General features: G+C 44.0%; 19 protein-coding genes and 1 pseudogene. 6 read left to right on the top strand and 14 right to left on the bottom strand.

Annotated features, from left to right (window positions below; all coding sequences use genetic code 11):
* Positions 1–130: 130 nt before the first annotated feature.
* Positions 131–1,432, bottom strand: a complete 1,302-nt coding sequence (locus BLR76_RS07780) for a pyrimidine-nucleoside phosphorylase (RefSeq protein WP_091267657.1) — start codon at positions 1,430–1,432, stop codon at positions 131–133.
* Positions 1,433–1,618: 186 nt separating this feature from the next.
* Between BLR76_RS07780 and BLR76_RS07775 the strand changes: the two genes are divergently transcribed.
* Both BLR76_RS07775 and BLR76_RS07770 read left to right on the top strand, forming a co-directional pair.
* The gene (locus BLR76_RS07775) at positions 1,619–2,812 is read left to right on the top strand and encodes a glycine C-acetyltransferase (RefSeq protein WP_091267654.1); all 1,194 of its coding nucleotides are present in this window, start codon (positions 1,619–1,621) and stop codon (positions 2,810–2,812) included.
* Between the two features lie 86 nt (positions 2,813–2,898).
* A complete protein-coding gene (locus tag BLR76_RS07770) occupies positions 2,899–3,861 on the top strand; it encodes an L-threonine 3-dehydrogenase (protein WP_091267651.1) in 963 nt (320 codons plus the stop codon).
* A 68-nt stretch (positions 3,862–3,929) separates the two neighbouring features.
* Here the strand turns inward: BLR76_RS07770 and BLR76_RS07765 are convergent, their stop codons facing one another.
* Together BLR76_RS07765 and BLR76_RS07760 are read right to left on the bottom strand one after the other, a co-directional pair.
* Entirely contained in the window at positions 3,930–4,613 is a 684-nt protein-coding gene (locus BLR76_RS07765) for an amino acid ABC transporter permease (protein ID WP_091267648.1), read from the bottom strand.
* A 2-nt stretch (positions 4,614–4,615) separates the two neighbouring features.
* On the bottom strand, positions 4,616–5,467 hold the full coding sequence (locus tag BLR76_RS07760) for a transporter substrate-binding domain-containing protein (protein ID WP_091267647.1): 852 nt from the start codon (positions 5,465–5,467) through the stop codon (positions 4,616–4,618).
* Between the two features lie 355 nt (positions 5,468–5,822).
* Here BLR76_RS07760 and BLR76_RS07755 point away from each other — a divergent pair, with 355 nt between their 5' ends.
* Positions 5,823–7,289, top strand: coding sequence for an amidase (locus tag BLR76_RS07755; RefSeq protein ID WP_091267645.1), 1,467 nt, complete (start codon positions 5,823–5,825; stop codon positions 7,287–7,289).
* 434 nt (positions 7,290–7,723) lie between these two features.
* On the opposite strand, the gene rpiA is transcribed toward BLR76_RS07755, so the two are convergent.
* From rpiA to BLR76_RS11620, 8 genes are all read right to left on the bottom strand, one after another.
* Positions 7,724–8,401 carry a ribose-5-phosphate isomerase RpiA gene (gene rpiA / locus BLR76_RS07750; protein WP_091267643.1) on the bottom strand — a complete coding sequence of 226 codons (678 nt, stop codon included), beginning with the start codon at positions 8,399–8,401 and terminating at the stop codon, positions 7,724–7,726.
* 91 nt (positions 8,402–8,492) lie between these two features.
* Positions 8,493–9,563 carry an ABC transporter substrate-binding protein gene (locus tag BLR76_RS07745; RefSeq protein ID WP_091267640.1) on the bottom strand — a complete coding sequence of 357 codons (1,071 nt, stop codon included), beginning with the start codon at positions 9,561–9,563 and terminating at the stop codon, positions 8,493–8,495.
* Complete coding sequence (locus tag BLR76_RS07740; RefSeq protein ID WP_091267637.1) at positions 9,563–10,393, bottom strand: ABC transporter permease; 831 nt, start codon at positions 10,391–10,393, stop codon at positions 9,563–9,565. The genes BLR76_RS07745 and BLR76_RS07740 overlap by 1 nt, the downstream gene beginning before the upstream one ends.
* On the bottom strand, positions 10,390–11,199 hold the full coding sequence (locus BLR76_RS07735; protein ID WP_091267635.1) for an ABC transporter permease: 810 nt from the start codon (positions 11,197–11,199) through the stop codon (positions 10,390–10,392). Before BLR76_RS07735 ends, BLR76_RS07740 begins: the two co-directional genes overlap by 4 nt.
* Complete coding sequence (locus tag BLR76_RS07730) at positions 11,192–12,322, bottom strand: ABC transporter ATP-binding protein (protein WP_091267633.1); 1,131 nt, start codon at positions 12,320–12,322, stop codon at positions 11,192–11,194. The genes BLR76_RS07735 and BLR76_RS07730 overlap by 8 nt, the downstream gene beginning before the upstream one ends.
* A 237-nt stretch (positions 12,323–12,559) precedes the next feature.
* Complete coding sequence (locus tag BLR76_RS07725) at positions 12,560–13,480, bottom strand: Gfo/Idh/MocA family protein (RefSeq protein WP_091267631.1); 921 nt, start codon at positions 13,478–13,480, stop codon at positions 12,560–12,562.
* A 90-nt stretch (positions 13,481–13,570) separates the two neighbouring features.
* Complete coding sequence (gene murB / locus BLR76_RS07720) at positions 13,571–14,569, bottom strand: UDP-N-acetylmuramate dehydrogenase (RefSeq protein WP_091267629.1); 999 nt, start codon at positions 14,567–14,569, stop codon at positions 13,571–13,573.
* A gap of 272 nt (positions 14,570–14,841) precedes the next feature.
* On the bottom strand, positions 14,842–15,111 hold the full coding sequence (locus BLR76_RS11620) for a hypothetical protein (protein ID WP_143009215.1): 270 nt from the start codon (positions 15,109–15,111) through the stop codon (positions 14,842–14,844).
* A gap of 381 nt (positions 15,112–15,492) precedes the next feature.
* Between BLR76_RS11620 and BLR76_RS07710 the strand changes: the two genes are divergently transcribed.
* Positions 15,493–18,123 (top strand): calcium-translocating P-type ATPase, PMCA-type, encoded by a 2,631-nt coding sequence (locus BLR76_RS07710; RefSeq protein WP_091267623.1) that lies wholly within the window; start codon positions 15,493–15,495, stop codon positions 18,121–18,123.
* A gap of 60 nt (positions 18,124–18,183) precedes the next feature.
* Here the strand turns inward: BLR76_RS07710 and BLR76_RS07705 are convergent, their stop codons facing one another.
* Positions 18,184–19,581, bottom strand: a complete 1,398-nt coding sequence (locus BLR76_RS07705) for a 6-phospho-beta-glucosidase (RefSeq protein ID WP_091267619.1) — start codon at positions 19,579–19,581, stop codon at positions 18,184–18,186.
* A 279-nt stretch (positions 19,582–19,860) separates the two neighbouring features.
* Here BLR76_RS07705 and BLR76_RS07700 point away from each other — a divergent pair, with 279 nt between their 5' ends.
* Positions 19,861–20,385 (top strand): 3'-5' exonuclease, encoded by a 525-nt coding sequence (locus BLR76_RS07700; protein ID WP_091267616.1) that lies wholly within the window; start codon positions 19,861–19,863, stop codon positions 20,383–20,385.
* 185 nt (positions 20,386–20,570) lie between these two features.
* Here the strand turns inward: BLR76_RS07700 and BLR76_RS07695 are convergent, their stop codons facing one another.
* Positions 20,571–21,098: a GNAT family N-acetyltransferase gene (locus BLR76_RS07695; RefSeq protein ID WP_091267611.1), complete on the bottom strand. Its 528-nt coding sequence runs from the start codon at positions 21,096–21,098 to the stop codon at positions 20,571–20,573.
* Between the two features lie 7 nt (positions 21,099–21,105).
* Positions 21,106–21,558, bottom strand: a complete 453-nt coding sequence (tsaE, locus tag BLR76_RS07690) for a tRNA (adenosine(37)-N6)-threonylcarbamoyltransferase complex ATPase subunit type 1 TsaE (protein ID WP_091267608.1) — start codon at positions 21,556–21,558, stop codon at positions 21,106–21,108.
* A gap of 160 nt (positions 21,559–21,718) precedes the next feature.
* On the opposite strand from tsaE, the pseudogene BLR76_RS07685 reads away from it, so the two are divergent.
* Positions 21,719–22,056 (top strand): annotated as a pseudogene (locus tag BLR76_RS07685) (RNA-guided endonuclease TnpB family protein); the annotation flags it as partial.

Genomic DNA, 22,056 nt, shown 5'->3' with positions numbered 1-22,056 from the left:
TTCTCTCTAGTTTCTGCAAATTCTAGATTAAGGGTCTTCTTTCTTTTTGTCTACCCTATATTTTTCTGCTTCCTACATAAACTTTACACATAGCTTCAAGACACCGAAGACTGCTTCACTCACCCATTATTTACTGAACGATGTCATACACCAATGTCGGTTCAGTTGCGCTGTCTGACAGTTTGACATTAGTCAGAACTCTTTCGCCAACCTCATCGCTGATTTCTTTGTTGGAATACAAGGTAGCAATAGACTCTCCCGCACTGACTTTATCTCCAACTTTTTTATGAAGGTAAAGTCCTGCAGACAAGTCGATCTGACTTTCTTTCGTTTCACGTCCGGCACCCAGCATCATCGCTGCAATTCCGATCTGATCAGCAATGATTTCAGAAACGACTCCATCCTGATCAGCTAAAACTTCCTTAGTATATGAAGCAACTGGAAGGACCGTTTCAGGATTATCGGCTACTGAAGCATCCCCGCCTTGTGCTTCCACAAATGTCTTGAAGACTTCAAGCGCTTTGCCGTTTTTAAGGTTTGCTTCCAGAAGGGTCCGCGCTTTCTCAAGAGTGTCTGCCGCTCCTCCTAAATAAGCCATCTGACTTCCAAGAACGAGACACAGTTCAGTCAGGTCTTCCGGTCCGTGCCCTTTAAGCGTATCGATCGCTTCTTTTACCTCCAGACCATTTCCAATCGCATTTCCAAGTGGCTGACTCATATCAGAAATAACGGCCATCGTCTGTCTTCCAACTGATTTCCCGATATTGACCATGGTTTCAGCCAGTTCTTTTGCCTGCTCCACGTTTTTCATGAATGCTCCGGCTCCGGTTTTAACGTCCAGAACGATTGCATCTGCACCCGAGGCAATTTTTTTACTCATGATTGAACTCGCAATTAGAGGAATCGACTCGACAGTGCCTGTCACATCACGAAGGGCATATAACTTTTTGTCAGCCGGTGTCAGATTTCCTGACTGTCCAACTACTGCCACTTTATTTTTGTTGACCAGTTCAGTGAAGTCCTGCTGAGACAGTTCAACATGAAAACCTGGGATAGCTTCAAGCTTATCGATTGTTCCGCCTGTATGTCCTAGTCCACGACCGCTCATTTTAGCTACTGGAACCCCTATGCTAGCCACAAGAGGTGCAAGGACCAGGGTAGTTGTATCGCCTACTCCGCCAGTTGAATGCTTGTCCACTTTTACGCCTTCGATATCGGACAAGTCGATCTGATCACCGGATTCGACCATGGCCATTGTCAGGGCACTACGTTCATCATTGTTCATTCCATTAAAATAGATTGCCATAGCCATTGCGCTCATCTGGTAATCAGGAATAACATCGCTTGTATACTGGTCGATCATCCATTTAATTTCTTCTTCTGTCAGTTCTTGTCTATGCTGTTTCTTCTGAATCAAGTCAATCATTCTCATTCTCATAACACTCCATTCATTTTATTATGTAAGCCTTATTTTATCACAAGTATTGCCTTTATTAAGTAGATTTCTCTCAGAGTCGATAAGAATCTTCCAATAAAGACTTACAGTACTACACGTCCATCTAAAAGAGTGGTAGAATTATAAGGAAATGCACAACCAATTACTCAAAGGAGCGATTATATGACTAGTCAAAAGTTGAATACCTTTCTCGAAAATAATCTTCAGGAATTGAAGGATCAAGGTCTTTATAATGAAATCGACACGATTCAGGGACCCAACGGATCTGAAATTACGGTCAACGGTAAAAACCTGATCAATCTGTCTTCTAACAACTACTTGGGATTTGCAAATGATGAACGTCTTAAAGTTAAAGCAAATGAAGCAACTGACACTTACGGTGTAGGTGCCGGTGCCGTTAGAACAATCAACGGAACTCAGTCGATCCACGACGAACTGGAAGCAAAAATAGCTGAATTCAAGCACACTGAAGCAGCCGTCGCTTTCCAGTCAGGTTTCAACTGCAACATGGGCGCAATTTCTGCGGTTATGAACAAGAATGATGCAATCCTGTCTGACGAACTGAATCACGCGTCTATCATTGACGGATGCCGTCTATCCGGAGCAAAAGTTATCCGTGTCAAACACCAGGATATGGATGATCTGAGAGCAAAAGCTAAAGAAGCTGTTGAAAGCAGACAGTATGAAAAAATCATGTACATCACTGACGGTGTCTTTTCAATGGATGGCGATGTTGCGAAATTGCCTGAAATCGTTGAAATCGCTGAAGAATTCGATCTGATTACGTATGTTGATGATGCACATGGATCAGGCGTCATGGGTAAAGGTGCCGGGACAGTTAAACATTTTGGTCTTCAGGATAAAATCGATTTCCAGATGGGGACACTGTCTAAAGCAGTCGGAGTTGTCGGAGGTTATGTCGCTGGAACTCAGAACCTAATTGATTGGCTGAAGGTTCGTGCCCGTCCTTTCCTGTTTTCTACCTCACTGACTCCTGGAGCTGCTGCAGCATGTATCGAAGCCATCGATATCATGTCCAGCTCAACTGAAGAACACGAACGTCTTTGGGAAAATGGTCGATATCTGAAAGCCGGCCTTAAAGATCTGGGCTTCAACATCGGCGATTCAGAAACACCTATCACCCCTTGTATTATCGGTGAAGAAAAACTGACTCAGCGTTTCTCCAAACGTCTGACAGAAGAAGGCGTCTATGCAAAATCGATCGTCTTCCCTACAGTCCCACGTGGAACAGGTCGAGTAAGAAATATGCCAAGTGCCGCTCACACCAAGGACCAGCTGGACAAAGTACTTGACATTTACAAAAAAATCGGCAAGGAACTCGATGTTATCAGTTAATTTATAGACTAATAGAGAAAAGGTGAGCCTCATCTTTTCTCTTTCTGCTGGTAATAAATAATAGACAAAAAGTCGGAGGTTTACGAGTGAAAAAAATTATCATTACTGGAGCTTTAGGTCAGATCGGATCAGAGCTTACAATCAGATTGCGTGAAGTCTATGGGAAAGAAAACGTTATCGCTACTGATATCAGACAGCCTGAAGATTCTAAAGTGGTCACTGATGGTATTTTCGAAATCCTGGATGTGACCGATGCAAATCGCATGAAGGATTTGGTTGAACAGTATCAAGTTGATACATTTATCCACCTGGCTGCATTACTGTCAGCTGTTGCCGAAGCAAAACCTCAGCTGGCCTGGAATTTGAACATGGGCGGACTGATCAACGCACTTGAGCTGTCGCGCGAGTACGACTTGAAGTTCTTCACACCCAGCTCAATCGGGGCTTTCGGTCCTCAGACACCTAAAGATCAGACACCCCAGGTCACGATCCAGCGTCCGACAACTATGTACGGTGTCACAAAAGTCAGCGGAGAGATGCTCGGGGATTATTATTTCCAGAAATTCGGAGTGGATACACGAAGCGTCCGTTTCCCTGGTCTGATTTCCTACGACACCCTTCCTGGCGGCGGAACGACAGACTATGCTGTCGATATTTACTATGAAGCACTGAAAAACAATGCGTATACATCTTTTATCGGCAAAGGCACATACATGGATATGATGTACATGCCTGACGCAGTCGACTTGATCATTCAACTGATGGAGACACCGAGCGACCAGCTGGTCAACCGCAATGCTTACAATGTCAGTGCTATGAGCATTGCACCTGAAGATGTTGAACAGGCTATCAAGAAACACTTACCTGAATTCAAGCTGATTTATGATGTTGATCCAATTAGACAAGGGATCGCAGAGTCTTGGCCAAATGCCATCGATACAACAGCTGCTCAGGAAGAATGGGGATTCTCACCTAAGTACGATCTTGAAAAAATGACTGAAGATATGCTTAAGCAACTGAAAAACAAGGGCATTCTTTCATATGCCTGATTAATAAAGATAGACCCTGCACTATTCTAAAAGTGCAGGGTCTTCTTTTGGCGTGAAAATAGAATACATCAGTTGACGATATACCTGGAGGAGACTGTTTCGAGATAGTCCTGAAATAGTCCGAAGAGGCTGCAGATCACCCAGTAAATTGCTGCAACAAGAATATACATCGTCATATAATCGTGCTCTCTTCCTCCCACTACTCTGGCATTTTGAAAAATTTCGTTGACTGTAATCATGGCTGCTAGAGATGTTCCCTTGATGACATCCAGGAGCACACTACTCAAAGGTGGGATCGCTATTCTGAAAGCCTGCGGAAGAATTATATCTTTCAACGTGACATAAGGAGTCATTCCAAGAACGGTTGCCGCTTCCCATTGCCCCCGATGCACGGATGATATGGATGACCGGAAAATCTCAGAAATATAGGCCGCTCCGTTTAGACTGAAGCAGATAATAGCCGACGTCAGTGCATTAAACTGAATGTTTACAAAAGGCAGCCCAAAATAAATCAGAAACAAAAAGACGAGTGCCGGCGTCCCCCTCATAAAGGAAACATACAAGCGGGCGATCCACCTTAATATTCTGGATGGAGACAATCTCATCAGAGCGATGACCATTCCTATCACTGCTCCAATGGCCGTACTCACCAAGGCAATGCCCAAGGTATATGGCACGCCTCTTAATAAAAACGGCAAAGATTCCCAGGCCAGATCTGGATCAAATATATACTGCCATTCAATTGATTGCATGGCTACCCCTCTAGTTCGATGGTCATGATGTCAAAGTCCTGTTCAACCGTCACATCTTCCCCATAATAAAATGTCTCTGAGATCTCACTGAGTGTCCCATCTTCATGCATAGCTTCCAGTGCCTGGTCGATCTGTTCAGTCAAGGTGTCATTGCCTAGTTTAAGAGAGAAATTAGTATAACTTGGATTGAAGAATAGCTCTTCATGAATGTGGACTGGAATATCCGGGAAAGCCGTCAGTGCCATGGTCTGTCCGTAAAAGTCATTTATGATCAAGTCTGTTCGCCCATTCGCTACGTCCCATAAATACTGGTCGTTTGTGGCGTTATCATAAATTGCCAGTTCTGCTCCATACTGCTCTGCAATCTGCATATACGTAGTCGTAGCCGCTCCAGCTGCCCGTTTTCCGTCAAGATCTTCCATTTCTTCAATCCCTGAGTTGTCTTCTTCCCGGACAATCATGGACATATATGAATACTTATAAGGTATCGTGTAGTTGTATCGGTCCGCATTTTCTCCGGCGTGACTGATACTCAAGGCGGCAACATCAATCTGTTCACTGTTCAGAGACGTCAGCATGCCGTCTACATTCATTTCAGTAAATTCAATGTCCAGTTCCAGACGATCAGCCACTTCCCTCAGTATTTCAACTTCAAAGCCAGTCAGTTCATTTGTTTCAGCATCATGATATGAGTTTGGAAAATATGTACCAGATGTCGCTGCACGGATCACACCCGCTTCTTGTATCTCATCCCAGTTATCTGAACTATTCTCACTGGCACCACTTTCCCCACAGGCTGTCAGTGTTATGACGCTTCCAAGCAGTGCCATCCTCATCAATAGTGATTTGTTCATTTTTCATTGTCTCCTTTCGTTTTTCCTTCAAAATCATAGCAACCTGAAATTTTAAAGTCAAAATTATAGTCGATTTTGTTATTTGAGAGGACGAGACAAAGAAATAAATCAGGATCTTATCACTATTTTACCGCCATTCTTAATATTATGATGATGTACAATTTTGTCTTTATGATTCATCAAAATTCTTTTTATTTGTGATACAAATTCTGCAAACACCTGTAATAAGCCTTTATTCACATTCCTGCTTCGTTAGTCTGACTGATTATTCAAGCCTATTATCTCCTGCACTATTGATTCCTTACACCTGACTGATATACTGAAAAAAATTGACTGAACAAGGAAGGATAAAACTATGAGCTTTCATATTGACCGGACTAAGGATGGGATGTATTACTCGGAGCAGATCAGAAACGGGCAGGTTTCATCTGAGGAACTCCTTATGGCCAGCTTCAAATCGATTAAAGAACAAAATGCGCTGTTAAATGCAGTCGTCCACACAAGAGAAGAAACTGCACTTAGTGAATCACGAGAAGAATCATGGGCAAACGGTCCTTTTGGTGGTGTGCCGATCCTTTTAAAGGAGCTGGGTCAGAACATGATCGGAGAACCTGCCCGGGCAGGTTCCAAACTGTTAAAAGATAACTGGTCATCATATACCAGCCACTTTGTTGCCCAGCTGCAGAAATCAGGATTTATTCCTATCGGATCGACGAATGTACCGGAGTTCGGTTTTACCAATATCACGCACTCCGATCTTTTTGGTCCGGCACGCAATCCTTTTAACTCTGAGTACAGCGCAGGAGGATCAAGCGGCGGTGCTGCCTCCGCAGTCGCATCAGGAATGGTGCCTATAGCTGGAGCAAGTGATGGCGGTGGATCAATCCGCATACCGGCTTCATTTACCGGCTTAGTCGGACTGAAACCGACTCGCGGCAGAACACCTATTGGCCCTGGAGCAGGGCGGGCGTGGCAAGGTGCCGCCATCAGCTTCGCTCTGACAAAATCAATCAGGGATGCTGCTGCTTTGCTCGACCACATGCAAGTCGTGCAGCCTGCAGCTGCTTTTCAGACACCCTTGTACAGGGAAGGCTATCTTAACAGTCTGACTGCCCCACTTAATAAAAAGATGAGAATCGCCTTTTCCCTGAAATCTCCGATCGGCAGTCAGGTAAGCAGCGAAGCTGAAGACACTGTTCTAAACGCTGTCAACTGGCTCGAACAGAAAGGGTTTGCGGTAGACCAGAGTGAACCAGATATTGATGGTGTAGATTTGATGAAATTCTACTATGTTATGAATTCCGGAGAAACTGCAGCTATGCTTGGGAATATGGAGAAAGCTCTCGGTCGGTCGATCACAATGGAGGATGTGGAACTGCTGACCTGGGTCCTGTATCAGTCAGGCAAAAAAGTCAGTGCAGCTGAGTATTCAAATACACTGAGCACATGGGATGATGCAGCGGAAAAAGCGGCTTTATTCAATGAACGATACGACTTGCTACTTCAGCCGACAACAGCTGAGCCTGCTCCGAGAGTGGACAAGATCTACTGGTCTGAATCTTTTAAAAAGAAAATGAGACACATTGACACTTTCTCACCCGCTGACCAACAACAGCTTATCTGGGATATGTGGGAAGAAAGTCTATCGATAACTCCATTTACTCAACAAGCCAATCTGACTGGCCAGCCTGCAATCAGCCTGCCCACACATTTGACAAAAGAAGGCATGCCTTTGGGAATTCAGTTCACCGCTCCGAAAGGTAAAGAGCATTGGTTACTGCAAATGGGCCGTATGATGGAGGAAGATGGGTTATTTGTCTGAATGAATGATACTGTAATAAACACTTCGGTGGTTTCGTCGTGAATTTAGATGCGTTCATGCATCTAGATGTTCTATTTTTACGTTTGATAAGGAGCTCAAGTCGATTTTCCATTCCGACTTATGGTGCTTTGACGATTGCACCTTAACTCAGATTGATTCCATACCCGAGTGCCGGTGCTTTGACGATTGCACCTTAACTCAGTTTGGTTCCATACCCGAGTGCCGGAGCTATAACGATTGCGCCTTAACTCAGTTTGGTTCCATACCCGAGTGCCGGAGCTATAACGATTGCGCCTTAACTCAGTTTGGTTCCTTACCCGAGTGCCGGGGCTACTACATGCAACCCCTACAAAAAGAAAAAAGACCTGCAGGGAGACAGACGATTCGTCCAGCCGCTCTGCAGGTCTATTAGTGTCTCCTACTATTAGTGTCTCTTATCTTTCCACATCGATCACTTCTAGTCCGTCTTCTCTTCCGATGATCACCTTAGTGACGGTATCTAGAAACAGCCCGTGTTCCACTACACCTGTGACAGAGTCCAGGAAGGATGCGAGTTTATGAGGATCTTCAATCGTTCCCAAATGCAGATCAATGATATAGTTGCCTGAATCAGTCTCCAGTTTGCTCCCGTCATCATTCAGACGAAATTCGGGATTCAGATTCTCTTTTTTTAAACGCTTTAGTACTTGTCCGCATCCGAATTTCACCACTTCTACTGGGAGAGGGAATGCGCCTAATTTAGATGCCATTTTGCTGTCGTCCACGATCCAGATGATTTCTTCAGACAGGTTCGCGACCATTTTTTCAAAGAGGTGCGCAGCTCCTCCTCCTTTTATGCCTTGGAAGTCATCTGAAATTTCATCCGCCCCATCGATGGTCACGTCAATATGATCAACTTCATCGATATCTTTTAACGGGATACCAAGTTCTCTTGCCTGATCAGTTGTTCTGTGAGAGGTTGTGACGCCAACAATAGACAATCCTTCTTCTTTCACACGTTTTCCAATCGCCTCAACCATGTAGTAGGCCGTAGATCCTGTTCCTAGCCCAACAATCATTCCGTCCTTTACAAATTCTGTCGCTTTGTAGCCGACCATCTTCTTTAAGTTCATCCGTCTCTCTCCTTCGTATATATGTAATTAAATTATAGCATAGAAAAAAGAAGTAAGACTTGATGATTAAGTCTCACTTCTTAAACTAACTTTATTTGATCATTTTAAACTCCAGAAACAGGTCATTGTAAATCCCGGTGTATTCCAGTCCGAGGTCTTCGTAGACTTCCAGATTGTCCATCATATCTTGGCTCGGATAAAACTGCTCGTCTTCCACTGTTTCTTCAGGTAGGTAGCCCATTGCCGTCTGGTTTGGTGTGCTGTAACCGATATAGTCTGCGTTCTGGGCAGCTATTTCAGGATCCAGCATGAAGTTGATGAAAGCATACGCCGCTTCTTCATTCTGTACAGTGTGCGGAATCACCATGTTGTCGAACCAGAGATTCGATCCTTCTTCGGGTAGAATATAGACAATGGATTCGTTCTCCCACATCATATCTGCCGCTTCTCCAGAGTAAGTGACCGCAATCGCAGCCTCTTCCTGGATCATGTACATCTTGATTTCGTCAGCCACCAGTGCCTTGATGTTTGGTGACAGTTCAGTCAGCTGGTCTGCTGCTTGCTGAAGTTCGGATGAGTCTCTTGAATTGAGTGAATAGCCTAAAGTCTGAAGGCCGATCCCTATAACTTCTCGGGCCCCATCGATCATCAGTATACTGTCCGCCAGTTCAGGTCGGTACAAGTCTTCCCAGCTTTCCGGTTCAAAACCTTCCAACAGGTCTTCGTTGTATGCAATTCCGAGTGTTCCCCAGAAATAAGGAATCGAGTAACGGTTCCCCGGATCAAAGTTCAGATCGAGAAAATCAGGATCGATGTGTTCCAGGCCCTCGATTCTAGAATGGTCTAGTTCCACGACTAAGTTTTCTTCAATCATCCGCTCGATCATGTATTCACTTGGAATTACCAGGTCATACCCCGTCCCGCCCTGCTGGACCTTTGTATACATGGCTTCATTAGAATCGAATGTTTCGTAGACAACGCGGTAACCCGTCTCTTCTTCAAACTGCTCAATCAGATCGGAATCGATATAGTCCCCCCAGTTATACAAGTGGAAAACATCTGCTCCACTTGTCCCTTGAGCCTGCTCGATGTAACGTCCTCCCAGGAAAGCAGCCGTTGTGAGTCCAATAATAACCAGTGACAAATTAATCAGTTTTTTCATTATGGCGTCACCGCCTTTTCATGATTTGTCGGATCCATGTGGGCCAGTTTATGTCGTGTGCGCTGCTGCTGGATGAAATAGTATCCGGCAACAAGGCTGAATGCAGCAAGGAAAAGGATTGTACTCAACGCGTTGATTTCCAGACTGACACCTTGGCGTGCCCTGGAATAAATTTCTACAGACAACGTCGCAAAGCCGTTCCCAGTTACAAAGAAGGTCACCGCAAAATCATCGATCGAGTAGGTAAACGCCATAAAGTAGCCGGCCAGTATCCCAGGCGTAATGCTCGGAAGAATAATCTCCTTGAGCACCTGGAAATGGTTGGCTCCAAGATCTCTGGCAGCTGTAATCATATTCCCGTTCATTTCTTCCAGCCGCGGAAGGACCATCAGAACGACGATCGGGATGCTGAAAGCAATATGAGAAAGGAGTACGGAGTAAAAACCCAGCTGAAACCCTACTAGAGTGAAGAGCAGCAGGAAGCTTGCTCCGATGATGACATCAGGTGATACCAGAAGAATGTTATTCAGACTCAGAAGCAAGTTTTTAGTCTGACGTCTCCTTGAAAAGTATATACCAATAGCACCAAATGTCCCGATCACTGTTGCAATAAGAGCTGACAAGAGAGCCACCCTGATCGTGTCCAGTGCAATAATCAGCAGTCTTGAGTCTTCTGCCAATGCTGCATAGTGTTCCAGTGTAAATCCGCTGAACTGGTTCATCGTTCCCGCTTCATTAAAGGAATAGTATATTAAATAGGCAATGGGTGTATAAAGCAGAATGAATACGACGAATAAATAAATCTTTGCCCAGTTTTTATTCTTGGTCATCTTCCCGGCACTCCCTTTCTTCGTTTACGTGTCACGTACATAACCGCAAACATGATCAGAATCAGGATAATGCCCATCGTTGATCCCATTCCCCAGTTCTGTGTAACCAGAAAGTTCTGTTCGATTGCTGTACCCAAAGTAATGACACGGTTCCCCGCGATTAGTCTAGTCAGCATGAAAAGAGACAAGGAAGGAATGAATACGGCCTGGATTCCACTTCTCACACCAGACAGAGATATCGGAAAAATCACAGATCTAAACGTCTGCCACTCATTGGCTCCCAGATCCCGGCTGGCAAGGACCATCGATCCATCTATTTCATCAATGGCATTGAAGACCGGAAGAAGCATAAATGGAATTTCAATGTAAGTAGCCACGATCAGAAAACTGAGTCTAGTAAAGAGCAACTGCTGCGCTCCAATACCTATAGTTTCCAGGAGCTGATTGACAAAGCCTGTCTGACTTAGAATGCCGATAAAGGCGTAAGCTTTCAGCAAGATATTCATCCACGTCGGCAAAATCAAAACCAGCAGCCATAACTGTTTGTGCTTAGTCTGCGTCAGGAAGTAGGCAGCCGGATAACTGATGGCTAGTGTCAGCACAGTAATCAGAAAAGCATATAAAAACGACTGCATCGTCATCGTCAGATAGACTTGAGACGTAAAATAAGTCTGTATGTTCGTCAGTGTAAATGATCCGTCAAGCCCCCGAAATGACTGTACAAGCAGTAACAAAACTGGAAAAACGACAAATAAAACGATCCACAGGTAATAAGGGATCGAAAGAAGTTTGCGCTGTCTAGTCATCTGCCCCTTCTCCTCTCACCTCTGATGTCGAGGATAATCCGGAAAACTGCTCGATCCGCTCATCGAAAGCTTCTTCGGTTTCATTTATACGCATGATGTGGATATCTTGTGGATCAAATTGAAGACCGACTCGTTTGCCGATTTCTGTCTTCTTCGTGGAGTGGACCATCCAGCTGTTTCCTTCATCATCCAGTCCAACGATCTCATAATGGACCCCTCTGAATAACTGACTTTGAACACTGATCTGCAGACCTCCTTCATCAGCCTGATTGACTACGAGATCTTCCGGACGAATCACAACATCAACTTTCTCATTAGATGTCATGCCTCCGTCAACACACGCGAAACGTTTGCCAGCAAATGACACAACATAATCCTCAACCATACGGCCTTCTACAATATTGCTTTCCCCGATAAAGTCAGCCACATATCGGTTGATCGGCTCATCGTAAATATCATTCGGCGTACCAGTCTGGATGATTTCGCCTTCTTTCATAACCATAATTTCATCACTCATCGCCAGAGCTTCTTCCTGATCATGAGTAACAAAAAGAAAAGTAATCCCAAGGCGCCGCTGAAGTTCTCGCAGTTCATACTGCATATCTGTCCGCAGTTTCAGGTCCAATGCGGATAATGGCTCATCCAGCAGCAGCATGTCCGGTTCGTTTACAAGAGCCCGGGCGATCGCTACTCGCTGCTTCTGCCCACCGGACATCTCAGCTATTCCCCGTTCTTCAAAGCCAGCCAGTCTGACGAGTTTAAGCACGTCACTGACCTTCTTACTGATATCCTGTTTGTTCATTTTTTTCATTTTCAGCCCAAAAGCCACATTATCGAAAACATTCATATGAGGGAACAAGGCATAGTCCTGAAAAACTGTATTGACTTTTCTTTTATTTGGAGGTGTGTTCTTTGTTTCTTCTCCATTAATCAGAATAGTCCCTTCAGTAGGTGTCGTAAATCCGGCGATCAGATTCAGTATCGTCGACTTTCCACATCCTGATGGACCGAGTAAGGTATAAAATTTCCCTTTCTCCAATTCAAACGAAATGGACTTTAAGACACTCTCTTTATCATATTTTTTTTCTACCTGATCGAAGGAAACAATTATCTCTTCAGTCAACAAAAAACACCCCTTTATAACCGATTTAATTAACCTTTATAATTATAGCGATTAAGGGGTGAAAAGCAATATTTATTCAGTTGTTTTTCTTATAATAGTCACTAAATATGTTTAAAAAGTGACGCCATCGGTCATTCTTTTTATCTGGCAGAGAATCAAGTGGAACATATGCCAGCTGCAGCGATTCTTTTATATCATTTCAATATTGCTGATCATACGACGGAACTTAAGGTATCACTACTGTTCCATTTCGTACTTCAAGCAGATCGACTCGCATATGGAGTGGCTGATCAGTGCGGAGTCAAGCGACACGGGGACAGCTGCTTTCTTCTCCAGAGCTTCTATAAATGACTGGATCATCGGTTCAAAGCCTCTTTTTACCAGTGTGCCAGTCCAGTCACCGGCAGTTTGAGTGAGCCTTCCTTCTTCAGTGTAAATCGAAAGCTCTGTTAGGTCTTCAACTGTGTATGTTCCGGAAGGACTTTGAAGTTCAAGTGTCTCTCTTTTAGTTCCTGATTCGTTATTTATAGAAACCAGTGCAGTCGTCTGCCTCGTTTTAAGCATGACCCACGCGCGCTTGAACTGGCCCCCTTCTTCGATAACTTCAGAATCTACTACGTCGATATTCTGGTCATTTAATAAAAAGACTGCTGTATCAATTGGATGAATCATCATATCGAAGATACGGTATCTGACCGGAAAGTCTGTGGCATCTGACTGATTCTTCTGAACGATCAGCATATTGGCATCTTTGACATCAGCCAGTTCCCTTACATTGGGTGCAAACCGTCGATTAAATCCGATCATTAACGGTACCTGTTTCTCTTTAGCCAGAGTCATCAGCTCTTTAGTCTTATCCAGTTCTTCTGTCAGCGGCTTATCGATCAACACTGGAATCGAATGATTCAGAAAATATGAAACCACCTCATAAGGCGTATGTGTAGGGGTATGTATGCACACGGCATCCACTATCTCCGTCAAGTCTCTCCAGGATGTATGCAGCTGCTCAGGATATAAGCCGTACTGTCTCCCCAGTTCCTGCAGCTTTTCCTGACTGCGTGTAGAAAAGTGCCACTCATGCTCGGAAAAATGAGTCGTATAGAGTGGGAGATAAGCTTTCTGTGCAATAGTTCCTAATCCGACAACACCTATTTTCATCTGATTTCCTCCGTCTGTCCAATGTAAAAGAGCAGCCTGCAACCCGTTAACGACGTCTCACCGCTTTGTGGTCACCAGCTGCTCCTTCATTTAATTTTCTTCTGTCAAAGGCATGATCGTTTTAAGTTTCGCCTTGAAACTGCTAGTCGCTTTTTTTATCAATGTGTCATTGCTCTCGATAACAGCAGGATGGTCTTCACCAATTATTTTCACTTCTGTTTCCAGCTGGACGCCATCTTTATCCAAAATAACTTCCTTAATATGTTCGATCAGCTCAATATAATCCGTGGCTGTCGCATTGTCAATATTGACAATAAATCCGGCATGCTTAGTGGATACTTGCGCGCCTCCCCATTTCAGTCCCTGTAGACCGGCCTCCTGAATTAGTTTACCTGTGAAGTAGCCTGTAGGACGCTTGAAGACAGATCCGCAGGACGGGTATTCCAGCGGCTGTTTGGATGTTCTGAGATAGGTCAGCTCATCCATCTTCTCTTTGATCGCTTCAGGATCGCCTTTTGTCAGCTCAAATACGACTTCCAGCGCAATTTCATCCGTCTCCTGAAGCTTGCTGTGACGATAAGAAAATTCCATTTCGTCATTCGTCCGTTCGAAAATTTCGCCGTCACGGGTAAGGACAGTGACTTTACGGATCACTTCTCTCACTTCCCCGCCGTAAGCTCCAGCATTCATGTATACTGCCCCACCAACGCTTCCCGGGATTCCACAGGCGAACTCAAGTCCGGTAAGACTGGACTGATACGCCCGTTTACTGACTTCGATAAGAGGTGCACCCGTTAGTACTCTAATGCTGTTCTCTTTTACTATGATCTGGTTCATGTCCGTCAGAATGATGACAGCCCCACGGATTCCCCCATCTTTCACAATAAGGTTGCTGGCATTCCCAAGAATAGTGACTGGCCAGCTCTGCTCATATAACCATTTAACCAAGGCCTGAACTTCTTCTTTCGTTTTCGGAAAGATCAGTGCATCTGCCGGTCCACCTGTTTTAGTATAAGTATATTTAGATAAAGGTTCATTCTCTTTTATTGTTGCGTTTGGAAAATACTTTTTAAGTTTTTTTACATTCATTATAATCGATTGTCCTCTCGTTAACGCCTGGATCCTTTAATGATCTGCCACGGATCCAATTTCATGACTTGATGGCATTCGGATCTTGTTAGCATGCAAATCACATTAATTTTAACACTAATGCGTCTGAATGTGTACAATTACCGGGAATTGTCATCTAATCGTCAAGTCTTAAATCATAGCCTAAAAAGGTTTCTTCTGCAAATCTGTCAAAATAATCCTTTTGGACGATACCTAAGTAGTGCTTGTCCTCCTTAAGCTCGACAGTCGGATCAATCTTCAGGTTCAGCTTCCGGAAGAAAGATCTTACATGCATCCAGATTGTCCTGCTTTTTATCTATCCTTAGAACTTCTGTATTACAATGCGTCAACTCTTCTAACAATGTATCAAAAGCTGTTGATCGACACAAGTGAAGCAGATGTAAAAAACGATCGAAAACAGACCCTTCTTGTCCAGATTGATGACTTATTAGCAAAGAAAGAAGAACTCCTCCAATCATGATGGTCAAAAGTGCTGCGAGAGTGATTTTTAAACTGTTCATGCAGTTTCTTATTTTTAAAAGCGACTGGGTCATGGGTTCACCTCGTTTTAATGCGGTTAATCCAGCGTACTAAAATCATCATTAACAGTGGGCTGATAACATCAGGTTTAAAGTGCTCGCATGACTGATAGTCAGACAAATCTCCTCATAAAAGTTTGCAGGATATTTAATTGTTGCTATTTTAGTTAAGAGGGATTATAATTATCACAACAAATGAATACTGTACGGGAGTAATAGGCAGGATATTTTCTGTTGCAGTGCCACCAATCGTAGATTACTCATCTGCTGGTGCTGCATTAAATTGTGAGACGTATACGGAATAGGCCTTCCGTATGCGTCTTTTTTTATCTATTGCTTCCGATTAGTAGAAAGGATAATTAGATGGATTACTATAAACGTAAGAGTGAAGAAGTTCTAACAGAACTGAATGCTTCCCGTGAAGGGCTGACTACAGAGGAGGCAACCAGTCGCCTGGAGCAGTATGGCTTAAACGAAATCGCTCAAAAGGATCGACGCTCGATTTTGTCCCTATTTATCGAATCGTTCAAGGATCCTATGGTCATCGTTCTCCTGATCGTGGCCATCATTCAGATCCTGATCGGCGAAACGCTCGAACCACTGATCATTTTTACAGTTCTGATACTGAACTCTATTCTAAGTGTCGTGCAGACAAAGAAAGCGGAAGATTCATTGGAATCTCTTAGTAAGATGACATCACCTAGTGCCAAAGTACTGAGAGATGGTTCAACTCAATCGATCGAAGCTAAACACATCACAGTTGGTGATATTGTTGTACTGGAAGCGGGAGATAATATTCCTGCCGACGGTCGCCTGGTAGAAGCTGAATCGCTTCAAGTCCAGGAGGGGTCGCTGACTGGGGAATCAGTTTCATCTGAAAAAATAACAAATGAACTGGCTGAAGATACACCTCTTGCCGACCGAATCAATATGGTCTACAGTGGAACGTTGGTCACTTACGGACGAGGGAACTTTGTCGTCACTGCAATCGGAGAGTCCACTGAAATGGGGAAAGTGGCTCAGCTGATTCAAGGCGCTTCTTCCAAACAGACGCCTCTGCAGCGTAAACTGGAACACTTCAGTAAGAAACTGGGCTGGGGTATCCTGCTTCTGTCTATTCTCATATTCGCTATTCAAGCAGGGCGTATCTTCTTAGGTAATGCTGAAGATATTACAGTCCCATTGTTGGATGCATTTATGTTTGCCGTTGCTGTCGCTGTTGCTGCCATTCCTGAAGCTCTGCAGTCGATCGTGACCATCGTTCTTTCAGTGGGTACAAATAAGATGGCTAAACAGCATGCCATCATCAGACAGCTTCCGGCCGTAGAAACGCTCGGTTCCACCAGTGTGATTTGTACAGACAAAACAGGTACCTTGACTCAAAATAAAATGACTGTTGTCGATGCCTACATTCCAAATGGTAAATCTAATCTGTTCTCCGGCGATCCTGAAAAATGGACTCAGTCCGAACAGATCCTGATGCAGGTGGCTACACTGACTAATGACTCCACATTAAGTGAAAACGGAGAATCAAGTGGCGATCCCACTGAAGTTGCATTGATTGCATACAGCAATAAACAGAATCTGCCTTACGACACTGTACGTAAATCCTACCCACGTCTTGCAGAACTGCCGTTTGATTCCAGCCGTAAACGCATGTCTACTGTGCATGAGATTGATGGAGAAAAAAGGCTTTTGGTCAAAGGTGGCCCAGATGTCATCTTCTCTCTGTGTTCAAAAATTAAAATGAACGGAGAAGTCGTCTACTTAACCGAAGAGCTTCAAAAAGAACTGGTTGAGCAGAACGAGTACTTTTCTAATCAGGCTATGCGCGTACTGGCTTTTGCATATAAGCCAATCGATAAAGAAGACATTGATGTTGAAGACGAAAATGATCTGATTTTCGTTGGACTGCTGGCTATGATCGATCCGCCTCGTCAGGAAGTCTACCACGCAGTAGAAGATGCTACTGCTGCTGGCATCAAGACAATCATGATCACCGGAGACCACAAAACGACTGCCCGAGCAATCGCCAGAGACCTGAACATTTCTAGCGAAGGTGACCTGGCTCTTACCGGTCAGGAACTGGATGCCTTGTCTGATGATGAATTAATGGAAAACCTGGAAAAAATCACTGTCTACGCTCGAGTCACACCTGAAAACAAAATACGTATTGTAAAGGCTTGGCAGAATAAGAACCAGATAACTGCGATGACAGGTGACGGCGTCAATGATGCACCCGCCCTTAAACAGGCCGATATAGGAATAGCCATGGGCAGTGGAACTGATGTCGCTAAAGATGCTTCAGATATGATCCTCACAGACGACAACTTCGTTTCGATCGTCAAGGCAGTATCTGTCGGACGAACGATTTACAGTAACATCAAGAAGGCGACCGCCTACCTGTTTTCCGGTAACCTCGGAGCTGTCATCGCTATCCTGTTTGCTCTGATCATGAACTGGATCAGTCCATTTACGACGCTGCAGCTGCTGTTCATCAATCTAGTCAATGATTCACTGCCTGCAATTGCCTTAGGTCTCGAACCTAAAGAACCGAATGTCATGAACGAAAAACCGAGAGATCCAGATGAAACGATTTTCTCCGGACAAACGCTTCAGACTGTCATATTCAGAGGAAGTCTGATCGGGCTGGCTGTCATTATTTCTCAGTTTATAGGGCTGTCGAACTATACACCTGAAATTAGTGTCGCCATGGCCTTTACTACCCTGATTCTGGCTCGTTCCCTGCAAGTCTTTTCTGCTCGATCTATCACTCAGACGAGTGTGGAAGCAGGCTTCTTTAAAAATAAATTTGTCCTGATCGCTTTCGTTGTCTGTTCTGGCTTGTATAGTCTAACACTACTTCCTGGTGTCAGAGGAGTCTTCTCGATTCCTGACTCATTTGGATTTGTGCAGTGGGCTATCGCTGCCGGACTTGCCCTCAGCACGACAGTCATCATGGAGCTGAGAAAGAAAGTTCTGCCATTTAAATAAATTCATGTTATCAAAAAAACAGTGCGTTTCCCTTATTACAGGGAGCCGCACTGTTTTAGTTTAATTACTTTTCATCAGCTCGTCGACATAATTGATTGTATCTGGCTGGTTCTCTTCAATCTCTCTGATTTTATCTGCAAACTGAGGCAGATGATCTTTGTGAGCATAAAGCATCTGATCAAGTATATCTTTTGCAACGACTCCTCCTGGCACAAGCGGGTTGACGATAAATGCACTTAATGCACGATTATAGTCTCCATCGATTGCAGCACGGATGACGGTTTCTTCCATCCCTTTCATACTTTGGATGACGCCTCTCGCTTCAGGAGTGAAGGTTCCCCAGTTATAGGGCTCAAATCCGTGAGACGTGACCACCCCAGATACTTCTACAGCACAGTCATATGGCAGGTCTGTAACTGTTCCATTATTCTCGGTCGAAACGACCATTTCTGTGCGAAGATCGTTTTGAATCGCAGCAATGATTTCACACGCTGCATCACTATAATGTGTGCCTCCACGCTGGGACAGCTCTTCAGGCTTATAATCCAATTCAGGATCCTTGTAAAGCTCGAACAATCTCGATTCGGTTTTCTTAACAACTTGAGCTCTGGTTTCCCCTTTCTCAAATTCCTCAATCGAGTGCTTCAGCATCTCATCTTCTGCATAATAATATCTATGGTAACCGCATGGAAGCATCTCAAGCGCTCTGATCTGTTCGTAATGGAAACTGGCATTGTGAATATTTTTCAGATGACTTTCCTGATCCTCGTCAGTCGGTTTGTAGATCGCATCGATGACTTCGTGTGTCCGCTCCAGCCCCTGCTTGTCCCAGACACGGTGCCAGTGGAAGTGGTTGATTCCGGCGAACTTGAAGAACAAGTCTTTTTCCGGGATATCCAGTTTTTCGGCAGCCATTTTTCGGTGGCCGATCGGCACATTACACAGACCTACTGTTTTCTTCCATCCACCATGCTTGATTGCCGCTTCTGTTACCATTCCAGCTGGATTTGTGAAGTTAACCAGCCAGGCATCCGGACACTGTGTTTTCATGTCTTCAATGATACCGAGAATAACGGGAATAGTACGGAAAGCTTTAAACATTCCCCCGGCTCCATTTGTCTCCTGCCCCAGTACGCCATGTGACAACGGGATACGCTCATCTTTCACTCGTGCATCTAGAAGTCCAACTCTAAATTGTGTAGTGACAAAGTCAGCATCTTTTAAAGCTGATTTTCTATCTAATGTCAGCGTAACTTTCCAGTCGAGCCCTGCTGCTTTGACCATTCGTCTGGCCATTGCGCCAACAATATCCAGTTTGTGTTTACCGGCTTCAATATCTACAAGCACGATCTCACTGATTGGAAGCAAATCCTGTCGTTTAATATATCCTTCGATCAGTTCAGGTGTATAACTGGACCCTCCACCGATTGTTACAATTTTCAATCCATCTTTTGCCATGTGTGCTTCCTCCTAATTTTAGTCTGCAAAATTCTTTACAAGCCAAGCTTAATGTATGTAATTGATTACAGACAAGCGCTTTCTTTATTTGTTTTGTTATCAGTCAGATTGATAACTGATAAGCTCTTTAAAACAGACTTTGTGTCAGAGAATAACACCCCTTCTGTAATAGAATCTACACAATTAAAGCAGTTTGTTCGCTTGAAGTATGGGACAGTCATGCTATACTTTGACATACTGAACAATGATTAATATAAACAAAGATAAAGAGGAGCATTTATGAATTTTACTGCAATAGATTTTGAAACAGCCAACCGCCAGACACACAGTGCCTGTTCTGTGGCATTGACGATTGTAAGAGACAGTGAGATTGTCGACGAGTATTATTCACTGATCCAGCCTGAGACTTGGTTTGACCGCATCAACACTCAGATCCACGGCATTAGAGAAACGGATGTCCTTGATTCACCTAAGTTTCCTGAAGTATGGAATGAATTGAATCAGTACTTCACTAGAGACCAACTAGTGATTGCTCACAATATGCCATTTGACAAACGCATCCTAACTGGTACATTGTCTTATTACGGCTTACAGATCCCTCAGTTTAAAACCTTATGTACCGTCCGTTCCTCCCGGGCTCTGCTTAAAATGCTGCCGAATCATAAACTGAACACAGTCGCGGCTTATTATGGTATTCCGTTTAATCACCACCATGCTTTGGAAGATGCACGAGCGTGTGCGACAATTCTTCTGAATCAGGAAAAAGAATTCGGACAATCAACGCTGACTCGTTTTATTAAGTAGAATGGATAATAAGCAGGTAACATGACGGCGAGAGCTGGGTGCTATTGTGGCGACTGCTCCCTCACTCTGAGTCCATTTCCATCTGAATTCCGGTGTTACGAAAATATGGAAGGTCATACCAAATGTCATAAAAGCAAAAAAATGCTGGACACTCCCCAATCATTCAGGGAATGTCCAGCATTTTTCTATAATACTAACCTGCTCATCTGACAAACATCGAGGTATTCACCAGCGTCCTTGACGCCATATTTCATGATTGCTTCAAGATCGAAACCTAAAGAGTCATACAGAGCTCGGGCACGCGTGTTCCTGTGCTGAACCTGCAGCTGAAGACGCTTGATCACTTCGGACTCCTGTGCCCAGTCAATCAGGTCTTCCATCATCACTCGACCCAGTCCCATACCCCAGTAATCCTTGTCGATCACAATGCCGATGTCTCCAATGTGCCTGATCTTCGGTTTGGAAGAAGCATGGATCGAAGCAATCCCGATGACTTGTCCATCAACCACTGCAAGGAGTATTGTATTGTTATCCGAATGATAAATTTTGTCCAGCTCTTCAGCTTCTTCTGCAACAGTGATACCCAGTCCTTCTTCCCCCTGGGTCATAAACCCTGTCTGAGTGGCTGTCCGATTCAGCAGATCGATGACTGCTTCGGCATCGTCCGGTATCGCTTCTCTGATAATACAGTCCAGTGTCTGCTCTTTTACCATATCAAACTCACTCCAATCGTTCTAATACTTCTCTGTACTGGTCACCTTGGGCCGAGAATTTGATCTCACGGTCATTCAGATTGTCTGACGTACTGATTGACACTGCTATAAATTCTTCAGGAAGATCTTCTTTCATAAATGATCCCCATTCAACGACCGTGATTCCTTCGCCATAAAAATAATCATCCAGACCCAGGTCCTCATCTTCTGAATCTTCCAGTCGATAAAGGTCCATATGGTAAAGAGGGAGTGTCCCGTCTGTGTATTCTTTTATCAATGTGTAGGTTGGACTTTTTACTGCCCTGCTTATACCTAGTGCCTCAGCTATACCTTTTGTAAAAGTTGTTTTCCCTGCTCCAAGCTGCCCTTCAAGAAGGAGCGTCATTCCGGGTTTCAGCTGATCAGCCAGTCGCTTGGCCAGAGATTTTGTTTCTTCTTCACTGTGTGTGATCACTTTCATATAGTTTCACCACCAAGGAAACTCGGTACTTTAGTGCCGAGAGGAATTGGTGGGTTTGTGGAACTCAATTCTTTAGATTTTTTCACTATAGAAGTCCTTTCTGTTAACCTTTCACTATTAATTATGATATAATTTATTTAGTGAAAGGGGGTTTTGGGATATGGATATTACACTTACAGCTAAACAACAAATCTTTCCGGATGAAAAACAAGTTCAAACCTTTAAAGATACGATGAATACGTATACCAGAGCTTTGAATTTTGTTTCCGAATGGATTTTTAACCACAACTTTAACTTGAAGCAATTTAGTATTCACAAAGAAATCTATCATACAGTTCGTGAGACGTTTAGTCTAAAATCCCAACTTACGCAAAATGCGATTCGTGATGTTATTGCACGCTACAAGGCAGTCGAAACGCAACTCAAAAGTAAGGGTGGTCAATTAGAGCACTTGTGGTACCCATTGAATTTTAAGACGCCTCAGCTTACTTTGACTCG

The organism is Alkalibacterium thalassium (assembly GCF_900101165.1).
Lineage (GTDB): Bacteria > Bacillota > Bacilli > Lactobacillales > Carnobacteriaceae_A > Alkalibacterium > Alkalibacterium indicireducens.
The sequence above is the reverse complement of the archived record's forward strand: the minus strand, read 5'-3'. Positions and strand labels throughout refer to the sequence as shown.

Excerpts from the sequence above, each read along its gene's own strand:
- BLR76_RS07780 (WP_091267657.1), bottom strand. The coding sequence starts at position 1,432 with ATGAGAATGATTGACTTGATTCAGAAGAAACAGCATAGACAAGAACTG.
- BLR76_RS07775 (WP_091267654.1), top strand. The coding sequence starts at position 1,619 with ATGACTAGTCAAAAGTTGAATACCTTTCTCGAAAATAATCTTCAGGAA.
- BLR76_RS07765 (WP_091267648.1), bottom strand. The coding sequence starts at position 4,613 with ATGCAATCAATTGAATGGCAGTATATATTTGATCCAGATCTGGCCTGG.
- BLR76_RS07760 (WP_091267647.1), bottom strand. The coding sequence starts at position 5,467 with ATGAACAAATCACTATTGATGAGGATGGCACTGCTTGGAAGCGTCATA.
- BLR76_RS07755 (WP_091267645.1), top strand. The coding sequence starts at position 5,823 with ATGAGCTTTCATATTGACCGGACTAAGGATGGGATGTATTACTCGGAG.
- rpiA (WP_091267643.1), bottom strand. The coding sequence starts at position 8,401 with ATGAACTTAAAGAAGATGGTCGGCTACAAAGCGACAGAATTTGTAAAG.
- BLR76_RS07745 (WP_091267640.1), bottom strand. The coding sequence starts at position 9,563 with ATGAAAAAACTGATTAATTTGTCACTGGTTATTATTGGACTCACAACG.
- BLR76_RS07740 (WP_091267637.1), bottom strand. The coding sequence starts at position 10,393 with ATGACCAAGAATAAAAACTGGGCAAAGATTTATTTATTCGTCGTATTC.
- BLR76_RS07735 (WP_091267635.1), bottom strand. The coding sequence starts at position 11,199 with ATGACTAGACAGCGCAAACTTCTTTCGATCCCTTATTACCTGTGGATC.
- BLR76_RS07725 (WP_091267631.1), bottom strand. The coding sequence starts at position 13,480 with ATGAAAATAGGTGTTGTCGGATTAGGAACTATTGCACAGAAAGCTTAT.
- murB (WP_091267629.1), bottom strand. The coding sequence starts at position 14,569 with ATGAATGTAAAAAAACTTAAAAAGTATTTTCCAAACGCAACAATAAAA.
- BLR76_RS11620 (WP_143009215.1), bottom strand. The coding sequence starts at position 15,111 with ATGAACAGTTTAAAAATCACTCTCGCAGCACTTTTGACCATCATGATT.
- BLR76_RS07710 (WP_091267623.1), top strand. The coding sequence starts at position 15,493 with ATGGATTACTATAAACGTAAGAGTGAAGAAGTTCTAACAGAACTGAAT.
- BLR76_RS07705 (WP_091267619.1), bottom strand. The coding sequence starts at position 19,581 with ATGGCAAAAGATGGATTGAAAATTGTAACAATCGGTGGAGGGTCCAGT.
- BLR76_RS07700 (WP_091267616.1), top strand. The coding sequence starts at position 19,861 with ATGAATTTTACTGCAATAGATTTTGAAACAGCCAACCGCCAGACACAC.
- BLR76_RS07695 (WP_091267611.1), bottom strand. The coding sequence starts at position 21,098 with ATGGTAAAAGAGCAGACACTGGACTGTATTATCAGAGAAGCGATACCG.
- tsaE (WP_091267608.1), bottom strand. The coding sequence starts at position 21,558 with ATGAAAGTGATCACACACAGTGAAGAAGAAACAAAATCTCTGGCCAAG.